The sequence below is a fragment of the Giesbergeria giesbergeri genome, assembly GCF_054779375.1.
The window spans coordinates 176,657-194,341 of the sequence record NZ_BAAGYJ010000003.1 but is presented as its reverse complement, the minus strand read 5'-3'; the positions used below and the strand labels follow the sequence as shown (position 1 = coordinate 194,341).

At 56.7% G+C, this 17,685-nt stretch carries 13 protein-coding genes; 5 read left to right on the top strand and 8 right to left on the bottom strand.

The features are described 5' to 3' along the window. Positions 1-43 precede the first annotated feature (43 nt). Genes ACYVB2_RS08845 through otnI form a run of 3 tightly spaced genes read right to left on the bottom strand, consistent with a single transcriptional unit; the run spans position 44 to position 4,467 of the window. A complete protein-coding gene (locus ACYVB2_RS08845; protein WP_382431831.1) occupies positions 44-2,014 on the bottom strand; it encodes a methyl-accepting chemotaxis protein in 1,971 nt (656 codons plus the stop codon). Between the two features lie 53 nt (positions 2,015-2,067). Next, complete coding sequence (locus ACYVB2_RS08840; RefSeq protein ID WP_382431833.1) at positions 2,068-3,603, bottom strand: methyl-accepting chemotaxis protein; 1,536 nt, start codon at positions 3,601-3,603, stop codon at positions 2,068-2,070. Between the two features lie 42 nt (positions 3,604-3,645). Next, entirely contained in the window at positions 3,646-4,467 is an 822-nt protein-coding gene (otnI, locus tag ACYVB2_RS08835) for a 2-oxo-tetronate isomerase (protein WP_382431835.1), read from the bottom strand. Between the two features lie 136 nt (positions 4,468-4,603). On the opposite strand from otnI, the gene ACYVB2_RS08830 reads away from it, so the two are divergent. Then, positions 4,604-5,428, top strand: a complete 825-nt coding sequence (locus ACYVB2_RS08830; RefSeq protein WP_382431837.1) for a pyridoxamine 5'-phosphate oxidase family protein — start codon at positions 4,604-4,606, stop codon at positions 5,426-5,428. Here the strand turns inward: ACYVB2_RS08830 and trhP are convergent. Together trhP and ttcA are read right to left on the bottom strand one after the other, a co-directional pair. Further along, the gene (trhP, locus tag ACYVB2_RS08825) at positions 5,425-6,822 is read right to left on the bottom strand and encodes a prephenate-dependent tRNA uridine(34) hydroxylase TrhP (RefSeq protein ID WP_382432158.1); all 1,398 of its coding nucleotides are present in this window, start codon (positions 6,820-6,822) and stop codon (positions 5,425-5,427) included. The two genes, ACYVB2_RS08830 and trhP, sit on opposite strands and share 4 nt — an antisense overlap. A 233-nt stretch (positions 6,823-7,055) precedes the next feature. Then, positions 7,056-7,970, bottom strand: a complete 915-nt coding sequence (gene ttcA, locus ACYVB2_RS08820) for a tRNA 2-thiocytidine(32) synthetase TtcA (protein ID WP_382431839.1) — start codon at positions 7,968-7,970, stop codon at positions 7,056-7,058. A gap of 1,132 nt (positions 7,971-9,102) precedes the next feature. Between ttcA and ACYVB2_RS08815 the strand changes: the two genes are divergently transcribed. From ACYVB2_RS08815 to ACYVB2_RS08805, 3 genes are read left to right on the top strand one after another with little or no spacing between them, the layout of a single operon-like run. Beyond that, entirely contained in the window at positions 9,103-10,524 is a 1,422-nt protein-coding gene (locus ACYVB2_RS08815) for a sensor domain-containing diguanylate cyclase (RefSeq protein WP_382431841.1), read from the top strand. Positions 10,525-10,534: 10 nt separating this feature from the next. Then, the gene (locus ACYVB2_RS08810; RefSeq protein WP_382431843.1) at positions 10,535-11,737 is read left to right on the top strand and encodes a hypothetical protein; all 1,203 of its coding nucleotides are present in this window, start codon (positions 10,535-10,537) and stop codon (positions 11,735-11,737) included. A 24-nt stretch (positions 11,738-11,761) separates the two neighbouring features. Next, the gene (locus tag ACYVB2_RS08805) at positions 11,762-12,304 is read left to right on the top strand and encodes a hypothetical protein (protein WP_382431845.1); all 543 of its coding nucleotides are present in this window, start codon (positions 11,762-11,764) and stop codon (positions 12,302-12,304) included. Between the two features lie 64 nt (positions 12,305-12,368). On the opposite strand, the gene ACYVB2_RS08800 is transcribed toward ACYVB2_RS08805, so the two are convergent. Both ACYVB2_RS08800 and chrA read right to left on the bottom strand, forming a co-directional pair. Then, positions 12,369-12,905, bottom strand: coding sequence for a phasin family protein (locus ACYVB2_RS08800; protein ID WP_382431847.1), 537 nt, complete (start codon positions 12,903-12,905; stop codon positions 12,369-12,371). Between the two features lie 152 nt (positions 12,906-13,057). Further along, positions 13,058-14,260, bottom strand: coding sequence for a chromate efflux transporter (chrA, locus tag ACYVB2_RS08795; RefSeq protein ID WP_382431849.1), 1,203 nt, complete (start codon positions 14,258-14,260; stop codon positions 13,058-13,060). A gap of 75 nt (positions 14,261-14,335) precedes the next feature. Between chrA and dinG the strand changes: the two genes are divergently transcribed. Next, the gene (gene dinG, locus ACYVB2_RS08790; RefSeq protein ID WP_382431851.1) at positions 14,336-16,528 is read left to right on the top strand and encodes an ATP-dependent DNA helicase DinG; all 2,193 of its coding nucleotides are present in this window, start codon (positions 14,336-14,338) and stop codon (positions 16,526-16,528) included. Between the two features lie 137 nt (positions 16,529-16,665). On the opposite strand, the gene ACYVB2_RS08785 is transcribed toward dinG, so the two are convergent. Continuing rightward, positions 16,666-17,532: a hypothetical protein gene (locus ACYVB2_RS08785; RefSeq protein WP_382431853.1), complete on the bottom strand. Its 867-nt coding sequence runs from the start codon at positions 17,530-17,532 to the stop codon at positions 16,666-16,668. Between the last annotated feature and the right edge of the window lie 153 nt (positions 17,533-17,685).

The following is a 17,685-nucleotide window of genomic DNA, read 5'->3' as shown; positions in this document are numbered from 1 at the left end:
TGTGGTCTTACCCCCCACCAAGGCGTGCCGCTCACTACCCTGCTCAGGCTCTGCTGGGTGCTTGCAGGGCTGGCAGGGACGACTGTTCAGTCAGTTTGAACACCTGCACCGCATCACGCAGGCGGTGTGCCTGCTCTCGCAGACTGTGGGCCGCTGTGGCTGACTCCTGCACCAACGAGGCGTTTTGTTGGGTCATCTGGTCAAGCTGACTGACCGCAATATTGACCTGGGCAATACCATCAGACTGCTCACCGGCAGCACTGCTGATTTCGCCCATGGTGTCCCCCATACGGTGTACCGCGTCCACAATCTCCTGCATGGTGTTGCCTGCATGTTGCACCAGCCGGGTGCCAGACTCCACTTTTTGCACCGATGTATCGATCAGGGTCTTGATTTGCTTAGCCGCCTCGGCAGAGCGACCGGCCAAACTGCGCACCTCCGAAGCCACCACGGCAAACCCGCGGCCCTGCTCACCAGCCCGGGCGGCTTCCACCGCTGCATTGAGGGCCAAAATGTTGGTCTGAAAGGCTATGCCATCGATCACGCCCACAATATCGGCAATTTGACGTGAGCTGGTGTGAATATCGTGCATGGTAGAGACCACCTCGCCCACGGCCTGACCGCCGCGCGTGGCGACCACAGCTGCCGAGCTAGCCATCTGATTGGCATGTTGTGCGGCATCGGCCGACTGGCGCACCGTGGCAGTGATCTCTTCCATGCTTTGTGCCGTCTGTTGCAAGCTGCTGGCCGCTTGCTCCGTACGGTGAGAGAGGTCGTGGTTGCCGCTGGCAATTTCGGCACTGGCGGTAGAGATGCTGTCGACGGCCTGGCGCACCTGTTGCAGCATGTGCAAATACCGCTGGCGCATGCCTTCAATCTCATACACCAACGTACCAATTTCATCGGTGCGGCTGCTGCGAAAAGGGTGGGTCAGATCGCCTTGGGCCACCAGAGTAATGGTGTGGGCCAGCTCTTGCAGGGGATGGCTGATGCTGCGGCGCAGCAGAAAGAACAACCCCAGACCCAATGCAGCCACCGCCAGCGCCAACACCAGCCAAACCAACCAGACCACTTTGCGATGGCTAGCCATTGCCTGGACATCAGAGACTTCGGCCACCACCCACCAGCCGTGGGTTTGGGTTGGGCGCATCAGCACCCAAGGGTCGTCTAGCTCTACACCGCGCAATGGCAAAACGCCTTCATGCAATGGTTGTTGTGGCGCTTGGGAGAGCGCCTGGAGAAAAGGCGCCGCTTGCGCATAGACTTGAGTGACGGGTTTGCCACTGGCTGTGGGGTGAATGACAAAGCGGGCTTCTTCTGCCGTTTTGCCGGGCTGCACTACATACACACCGCCATTGTCAAAAAAGTGGGTGTCCTGCACTTCCTTGACCAGATTCTGGTGAAACGCCGAAATATCCAGCCCGACAAAGACAATGCCCACCACAGCCCCCGAATCGTCTTTGACCGGGGAATAGTGCGTCATGTAGGGCTTATCAAACAGTGTGACACGGCCTGTGTAATCTTGCCCCGCCAGCGCACGCGCATAGGCGGGGCTGGCACGATCGAGCAAGGTGCCCAGGTCGCGTTCGCCTTTGTCGTTCTTTAACGAAGTGGTGACACGGACAAAATCTTGCCCCTTGCGGGCAAACAGGGTTGCCACACCGCCAGTGTCTTGGCTGAACTTGTCTAACAAACCAAAATCGTTGTTGACAGCCACGCCAAAGCTTTGCAGCTCGCCACTGGACTCGACCAACCGCATGGTGGGTTGAAAGGACTGGCGAAAGGTGCGAAAGGCACGCACCACGGTTTCACGGCTGGTCTCCTCCACCGCATCCAGCGCCTGCACCAAGTTGTCTACCCGGTCTTGTACTGTGTGATAGACCTGCTGACGGGTTTCACGCTCAGTCAGGATAGAGATGGTCAGGGCCACCAACACCAGCACCAGCCCTATCATGCCAATCGCTAGAAGTGTCACCCTGCGCGCCAGGGATTGGTCAGTGGATGGGGTGGGCATAGGGTTGTCTCCTGTTTTTTTGAGGGATAAAGCCAGTGGCTATTTATTGGTCGTCAGGTCGGGTCTAGCCGGAACACGGCCACCGCTTGCAACAATTGCTCGGACTGCTGTTGCAGTCCATCGGCTGTGGCTGTGCTTTGCTGCACCCGCAGTGCATTTTGCTGCGTAGCCTGATCCAGTTGTACGATGGCTTGCCCTACCTGTGCCACGCCCGTGTTTTGCTCATTGCTGGCGTTACTGATCTCCCCCACAATGGCGCTGACTTGCTGGATGGCAGAGACCACATCGGTCATGGTCTCGCCCGCTTGATCCACCAATTGGCTGCCTTGGGCCACTCGGTCTACACTGGTCTGAATCAGCGTCTTGATCTCTTTGGCAGCTTCTGCGCTGCGTCCAGCCAGACTGCGCACTTCAGAGGCCACTACGGCAAAGCCCCGGCCTTGCTCACCCGCCCGTGCGGCCTCTACTGCTGCATTGAGCGCCAGAATGTTGGTCTGGAAGGCAATGCCATCAATCACACCAATGATGTCGGCAATCTGGCGCGATGCTTGGTTGATCTCGCCCATGGTGTGCACCACCTGCTCGACCACCTGCCCACCCTGCACCGCCACAGTGGAGGCATTGACGGCCAGCGAGTTGGCACGGTGGGCGTTGTCGGCATTTTGGCGCACGATAGAGGTGAGCTGCCCCATGATGGTGGCCGTGTGCTCAATGGCCGAGGCTTGCTGTTCGGTGCGGGCCGAGAGGTCATGGTTGCCTTGGGCGATGTCGGTGGCAGCACTGGTGATGTGCATGGTGGTGTTGCGCACTTGGCCCACCAACTGGCGCAAATAGGTTTGCACCGCTTGCAAATCGGCCATCAGCCCTGTAGGCTGCCCCTGCCACGACACATTGCTGCTCAGATGGCCTTGGGCCATCTGGCACAGTGCTTGGCGGGCTTGGGCCAGATCGCCGCCCAATTCACGCTGCAAGGTGCGGGCCATGAGCACGCCCAACACCACAGCCACCAACACGGCTGTGAAGGCCAGCACCAAAACAACCATCTGAATACGGTCGGCGCGCGCTTGGGTCTGGGCATGGGCCTGTGCTGCGGTTTTGCGGGCGGCACTGATTTGCTCCATCAGAGTGGCACGCATGGCCCGCCACGCCGGAATCTCTTGCTGATTGATGGCGGCGGCAGCGGCGCTGGCATCACTGCGGGCCAACTCCATGATTTGGTTTTGCAGGGCTACCTGTTGGCTGCGTTGCTGTGCCAGCGCACGCAAGGGTGTCTCAAACGGCGTGCCCTGTGCATAGCGCAGGGTGTTGTCGTAGGCTTGGGTATAGGCCTCTGCGGCAGCACGCACGTTGTCGTAAGCATTTTTGTTGCTCGGATTGAGCACAATGTTGCGCAATGCCTGCCCCCCCTGCAAGCCTTGGGCATACAGCTCCTCTAGCCCCGAGACAATGGCCTGCTCGGTGCCAATGTAGCGATTGAAATCGTTTTGCGTGCGCATCAGCCCCCACCAGCTGGCAGCCAAAGCCAGCACAAACAACAGGGCCGGTGCAGCGGTGTAAAGAATCAACCGGGTGGTAAAGCGCATAGTCATCAAAGCGATCAAGAAAAAGTCGAGAAGAAAATTGGGGGCCAGTCAGGGCCGAGGGGTGCTGTCACGCGGGCGCCAACCCAAGCCGCTAGAGGTATCGCCAGCGGGCCGGTATTCGCAGCCTATCCAGCCAGCGTAGCCCAAAGCATCCAGCACATCGAACAGATAAGGGTAGTGCAGCTCGCCTATATCAGGCTCTTGGCGCTCGGGCACTCCGGCAATCTGTATATGTGCAACCCGGCCTGTAGGCAAATACTGGCGCAGCTTGCTGGCTACATCGCCCTCGGCTACTTGGCAGTGGTAGAGATCCATGAGCACCTTGAGGTGGGGCGAATCCACCGCATCCAGCACAGCATGGGCTTGGGCTTGGCGCTGCAAAAAATAGCCCGGCATGTCGCGTGCGTTGATCGGCTCAATCAGCAATTGGCAGCCTTGGGCGGCTGCCTGCATGCAAGCCCACCGCAGGTTGTCGATCAATGTGGTTTGCATGGCTGCTACATCAGCCCCCACCGGCACCATGCCACTCATCACATGGATGCGTGGACAGTCCAACACCGCTGCATAACGCAGTGCCTCTTGCACACCAGCACGAAAGGCCGCCTCTTGCCCCGGCAAAGCCGCTGTGCCACGGGCACCACTTTGCCATGCAGCAGCCATCTCGGGTGGCGTCAACCCAGCAGCGGGGGCATTGAATAGCACTTGGCGCAGGCCATTGGTGCGCAAGCGGGCGGCAAGCTCACCAGCCTCCCAACCATAGGGAGCCAGGTATTCCACGGCAGTGAAGCCATCACGGGCGGCAGCTTCAAAACGGTCGAGAAAAGGAAGATGGGGATAGAGCCAACTGAGGTTGGCGGCAAACTGGGACATAACAAACAATGGCAAGGAAGGGGCAATTCAATCGGCTTATATTGATTATCTGGCAGCAATCATTTGCTATTATTTATATAGCAACAAAGCCTTTTAAGCAAATTATTTGCACCCATTTCCATTACCGGAGAGCCCCATGGCCTTGCGTGACTACCTGAACGAACAACTGCTGGGCATTTTGGCCAGCTACCAGTCCACTGGGGTGGTTCACCACATCGGTGTGGTCTACCCCCGGCGCAACAATGCACTGCATATCTTCATTCCGCGTGGACACCAACTGGCGGTGGGATCATTGGTCACCGTCCACCTGGATAACCGCACTGGCGTGGATGAACTCGATGCAGAACTGCGCGTGTATCGCACCTCGTACAAAGGCCGTGTACAAGCTGCTGAAGACAACTGGCTGGTGCTGGAGCCGCTGGAATACACCCTGATCCACGGCGTGCAGGTGGTAGACAGCCTGACGGCACCGGGCTACACCTTTCCTGCCGATGCCCGCCCAGAACACCCACTACCGCCCAGCCCTTTGCAGGGCATTCCGCCGGTAGAGGCCAAAGACAACGATAACAAGGTGGGTGTGCTCACCACCTTGGCCCTAGGCCAGCCCCACACGACAGTGTTGGCGTTTCTGTCCAGTGCAGAAGACGATGTGTTTCTGATCTCCATGCCCGACAGCTTCAAGGCAAAGCAACTGCGCCGCAACCCACATTGCTTTTTCACTATTGACGAGCGCGCCAAATTCACCTTTGAGCAATCCATCGAATGGAACTACACCATCATGGAAATGCGAGCGCACCAAATACCGGCCCACAGCCCCCTGTTTGAGCAGGTGCGCCGCTCCTTTATCCTCAAAAACCCGTGGGAAGTGGGCTTCTTCTTGAGTCCGGTACTGGAGATGTTTCACCTGCAACGGGCGGGGCTGGTCTGTTCAGGGCAAGCCCGCCCGTTCAGTGGAGGTTAGGCGCTAACAGCCTCTGCCGCAGGAGCCGCTTCAAACACGCGTGCCAGCAGCGCACCCGCATAACGCTCTTCCAGCGGAATCCAAACCCGCAACGGATTGCCCGCGGCCACCAGCAGTGGCTGGCCTTCGGCATTGCGCATGTGCTCCAAGCGCAACTGCACATTACCACTGGGGTGGATGATCTCGATCAGATCGCCCACCGCAAAGCGGTTTTTGGTTTCCACCTCGGCCCAACCATCTTGCACCGCATGCACTTCACCCACAAACTGGCTGCGGTGGGCAATAGAGTGGCCGGTGATGTAGTTTTGGTAATCTTGGCTAGGACGGCGCTCCAACAAGCCACCGGTATAGCCCCGATTGGCCAAACCCTCCAGCTCCAACAATAATTCGGGGTTGAACGGGCGGCCCGCAACAGCGTCGTCAATCGCGCGGCGGTACACCTGCGCCGTGCGGGCCACGTAATACAGGCTCTTGGTGCGGCCTTCAATCTTCAAAGAATCGACACCAATCTGCGTCAACCGGGCCACATGCTCAATGGCACGCAGGTCTTTGCTGTTCATGATGTAGGTGCCGTGCTCGTCTTCCATGATGGGCATCAGCTCACCGGGGCGGCCAATCTCTTCGATCAGGTACACCTTGTCAGCCGCGGGATGGCGCTGGCCGTCGCCGCAGGAGGAGAAAGCCTGCTCGGCCTCTTGTTGGGCGGCAGCAAAGTTAAAGTCGCCCTCCATGCGTGTGGCAATGGCCTCGCCGGTGCTGGAGTCCAGGGCGGCATCGTGGGTTTTGTATTCCCAACGGCAAGCATTGGTGCAAGTGCCTTGGTTGGGATCGCGGCGGTTAAAGTAGCCCGACAGCAGGCAGCGGCCCGAGTAGGCAATGCACAGCGCGCCATGCACAAACACTTCCAATTCCATGTCGGGGCATTCTTGGCGGATTTTCTCAATCTCATCCAAGCTCAGCTCACGCGACAGAATGATGCGCTCCACGCCCATCTTTTGCCAAAACTTGACGGTCGCCCAGTTGGTGGTGTTGGCCTGCACCGACAGGTGAATCGCCTGTTCAGGCCATTTCTCTTTCACCATCATGATCAGGCCGGGGTCGGCCATGATGAGGGCGTCTGGGCGCAAAGCAATCACCGGCTCAATATCGCGCAGGTAGGTGCGCACCTTGTCGTTGTGCGCAATCAGGTTACTGGTAACAAAGAACTTTTTGCCACGCTGGTGCGCCTCGGCAATGCCTTGGGCGATTTGCTCTAAGCGGAATTCATTGTTACGGGCGCGCAGGCTGTAGCGCGGCTGGCCCGCATAGACGGCATCGGCGCCAAAATCGTAGGCAGCGCGCATTTTGTCGAGTGAGCCAGCAGGCAGCAGCAGTTCAGGGCTTTTGAGGGTCATTGGGGGGGGCAGCACGGTCAAAGAGGAAAGGGGCAACAAGGCGCTATTGTCCGAGGTTCGTGCGGCTGTGCGCAGGGCCATTGCCAAAGACCCCATTGCCAATTTTTCTATGCAGGCTATGCGAAGAGCCACTGTATCCACAGCAAAACCCTGACAGCAGCGTCGAATTATTTCTCTGCACCCGCACCAGAGCGCCTGCGATGCCCCGGCAAAAACACTCTGGCCACCGCTGCTTACTGCGGCACAACGGGCACGCCCACAAAAGCACTGGGCGCAAAGGCCGGAAACTCTTCTGGGTCAAAAGCCTTATCGCCCGCCGGGTCGGCCACGCCAGTGGCTTGTAGCACCTTAAAGTCAAACTGGCGGCTGTCCATGAAATGCGAAGGTACCAAGTTTTGTAACGCCACGGCCATGTTCTCGATGCGCCCGGGATACTGGGTTTTCCAGTCGCGCAGCATTTGGCCGATTTGCTGGCGTTGCAAATTGTCTTGGCTACCACACAGGGTGCAGGGAATAATTGGAAACGCGCGCAACTCAGCCCAGCGGGCCAAGTCGGCCTCGGCCACGTAGGCCAATGGGCGAATCACCAAATGGTCGCCCCGGTCACTCACCACCTTGGGTGGCATCCCCTTGAGCTTGCCGCCAAAAAACATATTCAAGAAGAAGGTTTGCAGCATATCGTCGCGGTGGTGGCCCAGAGCTATCTTTTTGCAGCCTAGCTCATCGGCCAAGCGGTACAAAATGCCCCGACGCAAGCGCGAGCACAAGCTGCACATGGTTTTGCCTTCGGGGATATGCTTTTTCACCACGCTGTAGGTGTCTTGCGTTTCGATATGGAAGGGCACACCAATACGTGTCAGGTACTCCGGCAGCACATGGGCCGGAAAACCGGGCTGCTTTTGGTCGAGGTTCACCGCCACAATCTCAAAGCGTGGTGCGCCCCGGCGTTGCAGCTTGCACAAAAAATCCAACAAACCATAACTGTCTTTGCCGCCCGACAGGCACACCATGATGCGGTCGCCGTCTTCAATCAGGCCAAAATCATCCACCGCTTGGCGCACTTGGCGGTACAGTCGTTTTTCTAGCCGTTGCTGCTCGTGGACAGTGCTGGTGCTATCGGGGGCCAAGGAATCAGAAGAGGCGTTCATCGGGGGGCAGGGGCTTGAGAATGGATAGAAGAGTCAAGCGCCTATTGTCCGAGGTTCGGGGCTCCACCCATGCGATGGCACCATTCAACACAGCGGCATTGGTATGCGTGCAACCCCCAATCGTCCCGTTATTTGTTGGGTTGGATTCCATTCAAGGGTGTGCATACCCCAGACAAGGCAGAGCCACTTCAGTTTGTGGGCCAAAAATTCAGCCTTAGGGACAGCTACGGTTGGGCCGATTACGCCCTGCGGGGCGATTCGTTCAGTAAAAACAGCCGTAGGCGTTGGCAAGTATCGACTTGGGCCTAAAAGACGGCACCACGGTTGCGGACAAACACAGGCTGTCAGGCTGTTGGTATCGCCATGCAGATATTGGCAACCGCCAACCGCTCTCAACACCCCCACACCACAAGGAAGCATTTTTTTGTTACTGGGTGTAGAGTAGCAGACCAGATAGACATAGAACATGGTTTGGTGGTGTTAGGAGATTTTTTGCAGGTTGGTGACGGCTTTTTCAGGGTGTTAATAGATTAAAAAGTTGATGGCAAAAATTTTTCAGGCGTTGGGCATACTGGCACCAGCATTTGGGCAACTGCGGGTTCGTTCGCCATTTTTCTGGGTCTATGGCACATTATTGGCATTTCTTGCATTATCTGGCATTTGGCTACTCATAGATTTAAAGAAAGAATACGACAAAGTCTTGTCAAATGCTGCCTATCGCGCTATGCAACGCAGCCAAATTATTAGCCAGTCCTTTAGCTCAAAAATCATGGCAACCGATTATGTCTTGCGGGATGTTCTTGGAAGATTAGAAAAAGAAGACATTATTTATCCTGATCCCAGCAAAAGCCATTTTCAAAAATTGACACAGCTTTTGAAGGAAAAAGCCGATACCGTTCCTGATTTCTTTAGCATTGTTATTTTTGATAGCAATTGCACTTTTACTGCCACAGTCACCGGAAAAAATACCGGCGTCCGATCAAAACCAGAGGTTTGTGAGGCCCGCAAAAGGCACCACGGCTCTGGCCCTATGGTCAGCTATGTTCCAGGCACAAAGTCTGCTTCAGGACAACCTGTGCTGGTGTTGTCTCGACACCTCAGATCACCAACAGGTGATTTCCAAGGTGGTGTCATGGGAGTGATCGAACTTCAAATTGCACAAAATTGGCTCAACTCACTCAGTCTGAGTCCGGGCGATTCTGTGGCGCTGCTAGACGAATCTCGCACCATCCTTGCCCGTCACCCACAGATACCCAAGGTCTCGGATAATCACATTGCCAACTTCCAAATTCCAGCCGTTTTGCATGCTCCAACCGCAGAAGCAAGCAATGTGGCCCAATCAGATATAGATGGGCATGAACGTTTGTTGGGGTTTAGCAAAACCGGAAATTTTCCGTTGATCGTAGCGTATGGCATTGACCAATCCCGCATGCTTGAGCAATGGCAATGGCGCACCATAGAGCTAACGGTAGGCTATTTTTTTCTGCTGCTGTTGGCAGGTATTTCGGCTCGGCACCAGTGGACCATTCTTCGCCAGAAAGAAGAGTTGCACTCCAGTGAGGAGCATTTTCGCATGCTGGCCGAAAATATGGCCGACATCGTCTGGCGCACAGATGCACTGTTAAATTTTACTTATATCAACAGGGCCGATCAACAGACACGGGGTTTCTCTCGTGAAGAAGTGATTGGCACGGCTGTGCAAGAGAGTTTGACACCGCAAGGACAAGCCATTCTGGACACCAAACTCAAAGACCGTCGTGCCATCAAAATGGCGGCACCGCCATGCGTGGCTTTTCAGTACGAGTTGCCCATGCGCCATAAAAATGGCGGCCAAGTCTGGATCGAAGTGTCATCTGTGCCCATCTATGGCAGTGATGGCAACATCAAAGGCTATCAAGGCATAGGCCGAGATATCAGTGAGCGCAAACGACACGAAGCCCAGTTGTTACAGTCGCAGCAGCAATTAGAGAATCAACTGCACCAAGCGGCACAAGAGAAAACGGCATTGCAAGAACTGGCCACCCGTGACCCCCTGACAGGACTCTACAACCGCCGCTACCTAGATGCCACTTTTCTACGCGAGCTTGCGCGCTCCAGACGCGAGGAGCAACCGCTGGCCGTTGTCATGCTGGATCTGGACCATTTCAAACAGGTGAACGATCAATACGGCCATGCAGCAGGTGATGAAGTGCTCAAGGCACTGGCACAGTTACTGCGGCAAGGTGCCCGTGAAAGTGACTTGATCGCCCGCTATGGAGGAGAGGAGTTTGTGGCCATCATGCCAAACATGTCTGCGCAGCAGGCATGGGAGCGGGTTCAATCGTGGCGGACACAACTAGAGGCCATGCCAATTGTTTTTGCCAATCTCCACATTCGCGTCACATTGTCGGCTGGGATTGCCATCTTTCCTGACCACGGCCAAAGTCCCAGCCAACTGCTGACCCGTGCTGATGAAATGCTCTACCAATCTAAACTGGCTGGACGCAATCAAATCACCCTAGCCGCGTTAGAGCCTCATGGGCCTTTGGTGGACGGCTCTGCAAACCCTGCTTGAGTTTCTCCTCATGCACACCACCCAACTATTGCGCCTCATGGTGTCGAGCCTGTGCGCTTGTGGAGCTTCCGTTCAGGCCCAAGAGCCCCCCAAGGAGCCCCCTGCGGGCTGGAGTGGTTTGTTCATCAACCATGTGACTTTGCAAAAAAGCACCGAAGAGGCGCTGCGCAACCGGCCCAGCCCATTTCGCCCACCTCTCGTCACCAATACCGGGGGGCGTTTACTCAACTTTTTGGTGCTGCGGTTGAAACACGGTGATTGGATGTTTCACGGCGCTTATAGCGACAATCGCACCCTGGGCGGTGGCAGCGCCTACTCGCTCACCAACCCCATGGGCTTTGGTGTCAACACGGTCGAGACCATCGGTGTTCACCGTAGGAGCGTAGATGACAAGTCTGGTCTGCAAGAATTGGCAATCACGCACCGCCAAAATGGCACGATGGTCATGCTGGGCAAGATTGATACCGCCAACTGGTATCTCTCTAATCCCCTCTTTAGCGGCGACTTGGTGCATGGCAACGATTACGGCAACGCCGCCACTCGGGTGGTGGCACCACCGTTTCCGTCATGGGCCTTGGTAGTGCAACAGAACTACAGCCATGGCCTGTCATTCACCGGTATCGTCGGGGATGCGTTTGGTGATCGTGAAACCATCCATGCCGCACGCAATCTGGTGCATGGGGATTTGGCCTATGTGTTGGAGCTCAATTTTCGGCATCAGCAACAACACTACCAGTTGACCTTCAACCATACAGATGCTTTTCGTTTTTACGACAAAGATGCCGTCTGGCCTGGGCCAGGCCACAAAGCCCCCAAGGTAGACGCTGTCATTGCTACAGCCAGTTACCGCTTTAACCCCCACTGGTCGGGCTTTGGTCGCGTCGGCTATTCCAAGGGCGATGCACAAATCGAAGATCGCAACTACCTGATAGGTATACGCTACGATATGGGCAGGTTCTACGCTTTAGGCTCCCAATCCGCCACCAGGGTCGCCAGCAATAACCTGCCATACCAGCGTGGTGCCAAGGGTGACATCACCTTGGTCAGTGAAATCACCCTCAACTACAAGGTACATCCCCAAATAGTGGTGGGCGTAACGTATGACAAATACCAAAGCAACGGCAATGCACTGCTGGCCAAAGATGGTGGCTGGAATGGTGCCAAGCGCAACCATGTTGTCGGCTTGCGTGTCACGTCCTTTTTGCCCTTCTGATGCGGCAGCGTCCTCGCAAGGGTGATGAAAAAACGCCCCATCCACCACCTGCAACTGCGTGTGCGCGAGCTGGGGCAATTATTCAACTCCCTAGACCCTTCTCCCTTTTTGAATAAAGACCTCGACCGCGAGGCCGAAGTCTTTATTGAAACCTGGGCGCAGGGTCTGCCCTCCGACAGCCATTTGCATATCACCGTGCATTTGCAGCATTGGCCCACCGAAGGTGATCCGGCCGCTTTGATCACCGAGGCGATTCACAACTACTTCAGCTACAAGGCTGAACTGGTGCGGGGCGAACTGCACCGGCTGCTGCGCGAGGGCCGCACCAGCTTGCTCATTGGTATCAGCTTTTTAACGGTGTGCCTGCTGGCTGCCGATGCCAGCAAGCAAATCATTCCAGACACACACTTTACGGTAGCCCGCGAGGGTCTGACCATTCTGGGCTGGGTGGCACTGTGGCGGCCTTTACAGATTTTTCTGTACGACTGGTGGCCGCTAGCGCGCAAGATTCGGGTTTGTCGGGCGCTGGGCCGGGCTGTGGTGCGCGCAGTGACCGCACAGCCATAAAAAACGCCATCCGGCACCTGCAAAGCAGGCCACGGATGGCATGTAGGGCCGATACCGAAGCGGATTAGGCCTTGGCAGTGCTCTTGACAGTCTTGGCTACCACATCAGTGACGTGGGCTTCGGCTTGGGCCACGGCTTGCTTGGCAGCGGCTTGGGCCGAATCCAGCACTTGTTGACCTGTAGCAGCAGCGTTCTTGAACGCGGCCACAAAGGCTTCGCTGCCAGCGGGAGCGTTCTTGGTCATCGACTCCAGCGACGTGTTGAAAGTCTTTTGCGCTTCGGCCATCTTTTCTTTCGATGCCTTGGTCAATTCCGAGCTGGTTTCCGAAGCAATTTCGTACACGCTGCGGCCATAGGCAGTGGCCTTTTCGGCCAAAGGCTTGACCAAATTGGTCTGGGCCGACAGCACTTCTTCAGGGGTCTTGGCAGCAGCCACGGCTTGCAACGAATTGAGCGTACCGTTGAGCACCGACTTGGCAGTAGCCAGGTTCAACTCAGCCAGCTTTTCAAAACCAGCAAAGGTGGTGGTGGCAGCAGCAGCAAAATCAGCGGCAGCGTTTTTGCCAGCGTCAGTGAAGGTTTGGGCGTTGATGGTTTGCATGTGAAAACTCCTATCAGGTTTCGTGCGCCACCCCAAGCCCAGCCTGGAAGAAAAATGTTGCGGCGCAACATGACTCTTATGGTAAGGCGGTTTAGCCAAATTGCAAGGGAAAAATGTTGCAGTGCAGCATTTTTTCAACACAGTCACATTTTTTAACCGGCCAAGCACCAGCCAGCCACGCCACAGCCCAGCACCACCAGCCAGGGGGCTACTTTCCAAAACAGGAGTGCGACCCATGCCAGCAAAGCCAAAGCAAAGTCCTGCGCCGTATAGATGGCATGTGTCCATACAGGTTGGTACAGGGCAGCGAGCAACAGGCCCACCACGGCGGCATTGATACCAGACAGTGCCGCCTGTGTACGAGGCTGGCGGCGCAGCTGTTCCCAAAACGGCAAGGCTCCCGCCAGCAGCAGAAACGAGGGGGTAAAAATGCTCAACAGGCCAATCCAGCCGCCCAGCCAACCCGAGGGTGCTTGGTGCATGGAGGCCCCCAGAAAAGCAGCAAAAGTAAATAAGGGGCCAGGCACTGCTTGGGCCGCCCCATACCCTGCCAAAAAAGCCGCCTCACTGATCCAGCCATTGGGCACCACTTCGGCCTGCAACAACGGCAGCACCACATGCCCACCACCAAACACCAAAGACCCAGCACGGTAGAACGCATCAACCATCGCCAGCACCGGATGCGGAAACAGTGCGGTCAGCAGTGGCAAACCGACCAACAACACCAAAAACAGCAGCAACCAAAACAGGCCCGTCTGGCGCCTGATGGTGATAGGCAGTGGATCGTGTGGCAGCTCCTGCACCGGTTTGAACAGCAGCAGACCTACAACGGCACCCACCAAGATGATGCCCACTTGCCCCCAGGCAGATGGCAGCACCAACACCGTGCAAGTGCTCAATGCCATCAGCGTAATACGCGGCACATCTGGACAAAGATGGCGGGCCATGCCCCAAACAGCCTGTGCCACGACAGCCACCGCCACCACATTCAAGCCATGCAGCACCCCCGTAGGCATGCTCTCACCATACTGGCTAATCCCCAAGGCCCACAAGATGAGGACGACAGCCGATGGCAGCGTAAAACCTGCCCAAGCCGCCAACGCCCCTGCATAACCAGCGCGTAATAGCCCCAGTGCCATACCCACTTGGCTACTGGCTGGCCCAGGCAAGAACTGGCACAAGGCCACCAAATCGGCATAACTGCGCTCGCTCAACCATTGGCGGCGCACCACAAACTCCTCACGAAAATACCCGAGGTGGGCAATCGGGCCGCCAAAACAGCTCAGCCCAAGCCGCAAAAACACCAAGAAGACAGCTCCAACACTACGGTCAGTGGTGTGGTGGGTATCGTTCATGCGCATACGGCGGATTGTGCATGACCGAGACGCGTGCCAGCCCGCCGTACCCATCCTCTGTGCCACACTTGCCTTATGTCTTCTACAGAATGGGCAGACGCCGCGCTGCAAGCTTTCGATCAGGTGGTGCAATCAGAGACGGGCTTGCGCAGCCGGCCCGGCCAGCGGCGCATGGCAGAGCAGGTGGCTCAAACTTTGAGCGTAGCAACCTTGGGCAGTCCAGAGCCAGAAGGAGCAGCGCCGGTGCGGGCCATTGCCATCATTCAAGCCGGAACAGGGGTGGGCAAATCGCTGGCCTATTGCGCCCCCGCCATTGCCATCGCACTGGCACGCAACACACGGGTACTGATCTCCACGGCCACTGTGGCACTGCAAGAGCAATTGATCCATAAAGACCTGCCCGCTCTGATGGCGCAAATGCCACAGCCGTTTCGGTTTGCACTGGCCAAGGGGCGTGGACGCTATGTGTGCCAGCTCAAACTGGCACAGTTGGCTGGCGGTGGGCCAGCACTCCCCGAAGAGGACGACCTGTTTTACGAAGAAGAAACGGCGGCCCGTGCCACCCGCCCCGCCCATGAAACCGAGGCTCGCCTGCGCTACTACACCAGTCTGGCGCAAAGCCTGGCTGCCAAGACTTGGGATGGAGACCGTGACACCCTGGACACACCACCCGCACCCGAGTTGTGGGCCCCCGTGGCTGCCGAGGCAGGCTCCTGCACGGGTAAGCATTGCCCCATGTTTAGCCAGTGCAGCTACTTTGATAAGCGCAAGGAACTGGTGGCCGCGCAGGTGATTGTGGTCAACCATGATCTGTTGTTGTCCACCTTGGGCGGACGGGTGTTGCCCGAGCTAGACAACTGCCTGCTGGTGCTGGACGAAGCACACCACCTGCCTGCCACAGCCTTAGAGCAGTTTGCTTGCAGTATGGATTTGAGCCGCCTGCTCTGGATTGACCGTCTGGCGCAGCGGGCCACGCGCATCGGTACGCTGATGGAGTTGGCTGAAATTGCCGATATCCCCGGCTATGCCTCACAGTTGCGCCAAAGCCTGCAAGATGTGGCACGTTTAGTGATGGATTTGTATGGCGATGCCTTACGCCCCCCCGCTGACGCAACGGGGCGCAAACGCTGGCCCGAGCACAAGATGCCCATGCGGGTGCGCTTACCCGGTGGCGTGCTACCAGAGGTGCTACTGTTGCCGCTGCAGCAACTGGCCCAGCAAGCTCTGGGCTTTATCCATTGTTTGAGCATCATTGCCAAGGCACTGCGCGCACAGATTCGTGAGCATCCCGACGAGGCCAAACGCCTATCTACCCACTATGCCCAAATTGGCATGTTGGTGCCCCGCTTGCAAACGGTGCATGACACTACCCAGTTGCTGCTACAACAGCCCCCAGCCACGCCCCATACGCTGGCCGTGCCCCATGCCAAATGGTTCACCCTGACAATGGATGGGGAATACATTGCCCTGCAAGCCCATGCCAGCCCACTGTTGCCCGGTGCCACACTACGCCACAAGCTCTGGCAGCAGGTGCGCGGAGCCATACTCACCTCGGCCACCCTGACCAGCTGCGGCCAGTTTGATTTTTTCCTGCGCGAATCGGGTCTGGATGCCGACGAGGCCGCTACGGCACTAGAAGTGCCCAGCCCCTTTGACTATGCGCGCCAAGGTACGCTAGTGGCTGTGGCCACCCACGCTGATCCCAAAAATGCAGACCAATTTACCCCCGAAATGGTGACGGCTCTGTTGCAGGATCTGGCCCAAGTGCCCTATGGTGCCTTGGTGCTCTTTACCTCGCGCGAACAAATGCGCCAAGCGGTAGAGGCACTCCCACCCACTTTGGCAGCACAGGTATTGGTGCAAAACACCCTGCCACGCCCCCAATTGTTGCAACGCCACCGCGAACGGGTGGCCGATGGGCAAGCATCAATCATCTTTGGAATGCAATCTTTTGGCGAGGGACTGGACTTGCCAGGGCGCTTGTGTGAATCCGTGTTTATCCCCAAGTTGCCTTTTGCCCCCCCTGATGACCCCGTGGGCCAAGCCCGTGCCGAATGGTTGCGCACCGTAGAACGTGACCCGTTCAATGAACTGGTGGTGCCCGCCACCGCCATGCGGCTGGCCCAATGGGCTGGGCGGGCCATCCGCAGCGAAGAAGATCAGGCCCATGTCTATTGTTACGACCGGCGCCTGACGCAAACCAGCTACGGCAAACGTTTACTAGCGGGTTTGCCGCCCTTTACCCGTGTTCTGCGGCCAGCCATTTGATCCGAATAAAAATTGGGGGCCACAGTTTTTGCTTGGCTGACAAAACACTGAAAATTTATCGGTAGCAGCTCAACTACAAAAAAGAAATGCGTGCCCAAGAGGATGATTTTTCAGAAAAAAGCAAGGCGCCCTGTTTTTCACGAAGTAGCAACGCTACTTTTGCCGATCACTGCAATTTTCACCGACGTCGTGTTTCTTTCTCTCTTTTCTGCTGCTGGGGCAGTGACTGCCACCGCTGCTGGAGCAGACAGCGCCACCGTCCACAATGCCGCACCCAACAATTCCAAGAGCAAACTTTGCAGTACGGCTGCGATTGTGCCTATGTGTTCTACGCTCAATCCCGTGATTGCAGCGAGTTGAACATCGACTGGGTCTGCCGCACGCAACACCTGTGCCGCATCATGCGCAGCCGCAGCGTTAGCCAACTGACGGCGAAGATCAGCGGCATGATGGGCTTGGGTGTTTTCCACTTGTAACGCCTGCACCTTGGCCGCCGTACCAACCGCCAATACCTGTGCCGTAGTGCATTTATCAGGGTTTTTGACTTGGCAACGGGCCAGTGCCGATTGGGTGGCCGCGTCCTGTGCAGTAGCCTTGGCTAAGTCGGCTGCCACTTTAGCCAACGGTCGGGCAGTGATGGAGTCTAGTTCCTGTTGCAGTGCCAATGTGTGACCCGTCACAGCGACCGACTTGGCCCGATGCTCACCGGCACGATACGTTGCCTTGGCAAAAAAATGGGCTTGGTTGTAGACCGTTGCCACGATACACACAACAAAAAGCACCTTGGTCACCACATTGCGTCGGCTTAATGCAGGGAGCAGGTGGCTGCCGAGCACCAGTGCCACCGCCGTAGCCAGCATCACCAACTGTTCCGTCTGGGTTGTAGCCCGCTCCATGACTGCGCTGGAAGCCATGCCAATGCAGACAACCGTGCAGATGAACGCCAGCACACCAGCCACCTTGCGGGTATGGGGGTAAGGTTGGAATGGGGTAGTCAAACTCATAGACACGCAAGTTACACAAACACCCTTGAAAAACATTGCTTTTTATTGCAGTGAAAAAGCAACCGTTCTCACTCAACGATGCCGAATTTACTCGTAACTTGTTGATTCTTTTGAAAAAAGAATCAACATTTCAATTTGGCAGAGCGATTGTTT

Coding starts and splice junctions, on each gene's coding strand:
- ACYVB2_RS08845 (WP_382431831.1), bottom strand. CDS start 2,014: ATGCCCACCCCATCCACTGACCAATCCCTGGCGCGCAGGGTGACACTT.
- ACYVB2_RS08840 (WP_382431833.1), bottom strand. CDS start 3,603: ATGACTATGCGCTTTACCACCCGGTTGATTCTTTACACCGCTGCACCG.
- otnI (WP_382431835.1), bottom strand. CDS start 4,467: ATGTCCCAGTTTGCCGCCAACCTCAGTTGGCTCTATCCCCATCTTCCT.
- ACYVB2_RS08830 (WP_382431837.1), top strand. CDS start 4,604: ATGGCCTTGCGTGACTACCTGAACGAACAACTGCTGGGCATTTTGGCC.
- trhP (WP_382432158.1), bottom strand. CDS start 6,822: ATGACCCTCAAAAGCCCTGAACTGCTGCTGCCTGCTGGCTCACTCGAC.
- ttcA (WP_382431839.1), bottom strand. CDS start 7,970: ATGAACGCCTCTTCTGATTCCTTGGCCCCCGATAGCACCAGCACTGTC.
- ACYVB2_RS08815 (WP_382431841.1), top strand. CDS start 9,103: ATGGGAGTGATCGAACTTCAAATTGCACAAAATTGGCTCAACTCACTC.
- ACYVB2_RS08810 (WP_382431843.1), top strand. CDS start 10,535: ATGCACACCACCCAACTATTGCGCCTCATGGTGTCGAGCCTGTGCGCT.
- ACYVB2_RS08805 (WP_382431845.1), top strand. CDS start 11,762: ATGAAAAAACGCCCCATCCACCACCTGCAACTGCGTGTGCGCGAGCTG.
- ACYVB2_RS08800 (WP_382431847.1), bottom strand. CDS start 12,905: ATGCAAACCATCAACGCCCAAACCTTCACTGACGCTGGCAAAAACGCT.
- chrA (WP_382431849.1), bottom strand. CDS start 14,260: ATGAACGATACCCACCACACCACTGACCGTAGTGTTGGAGCTGTCTTC.
- dinG (WP_382431851.1), top strand. CDS start 14,336: ATGTCTTCTACAGAATGGGCAGACGCCGCGCTGCAAGCTTTCGATCAG.
- ACYVB2_RS08785 (WP_382431853.1), bottom strand. CDS start 17,532: ATGAGTTTGACTACCCCATTCCAACCTTACCCCCATACCCGCAAGGTG.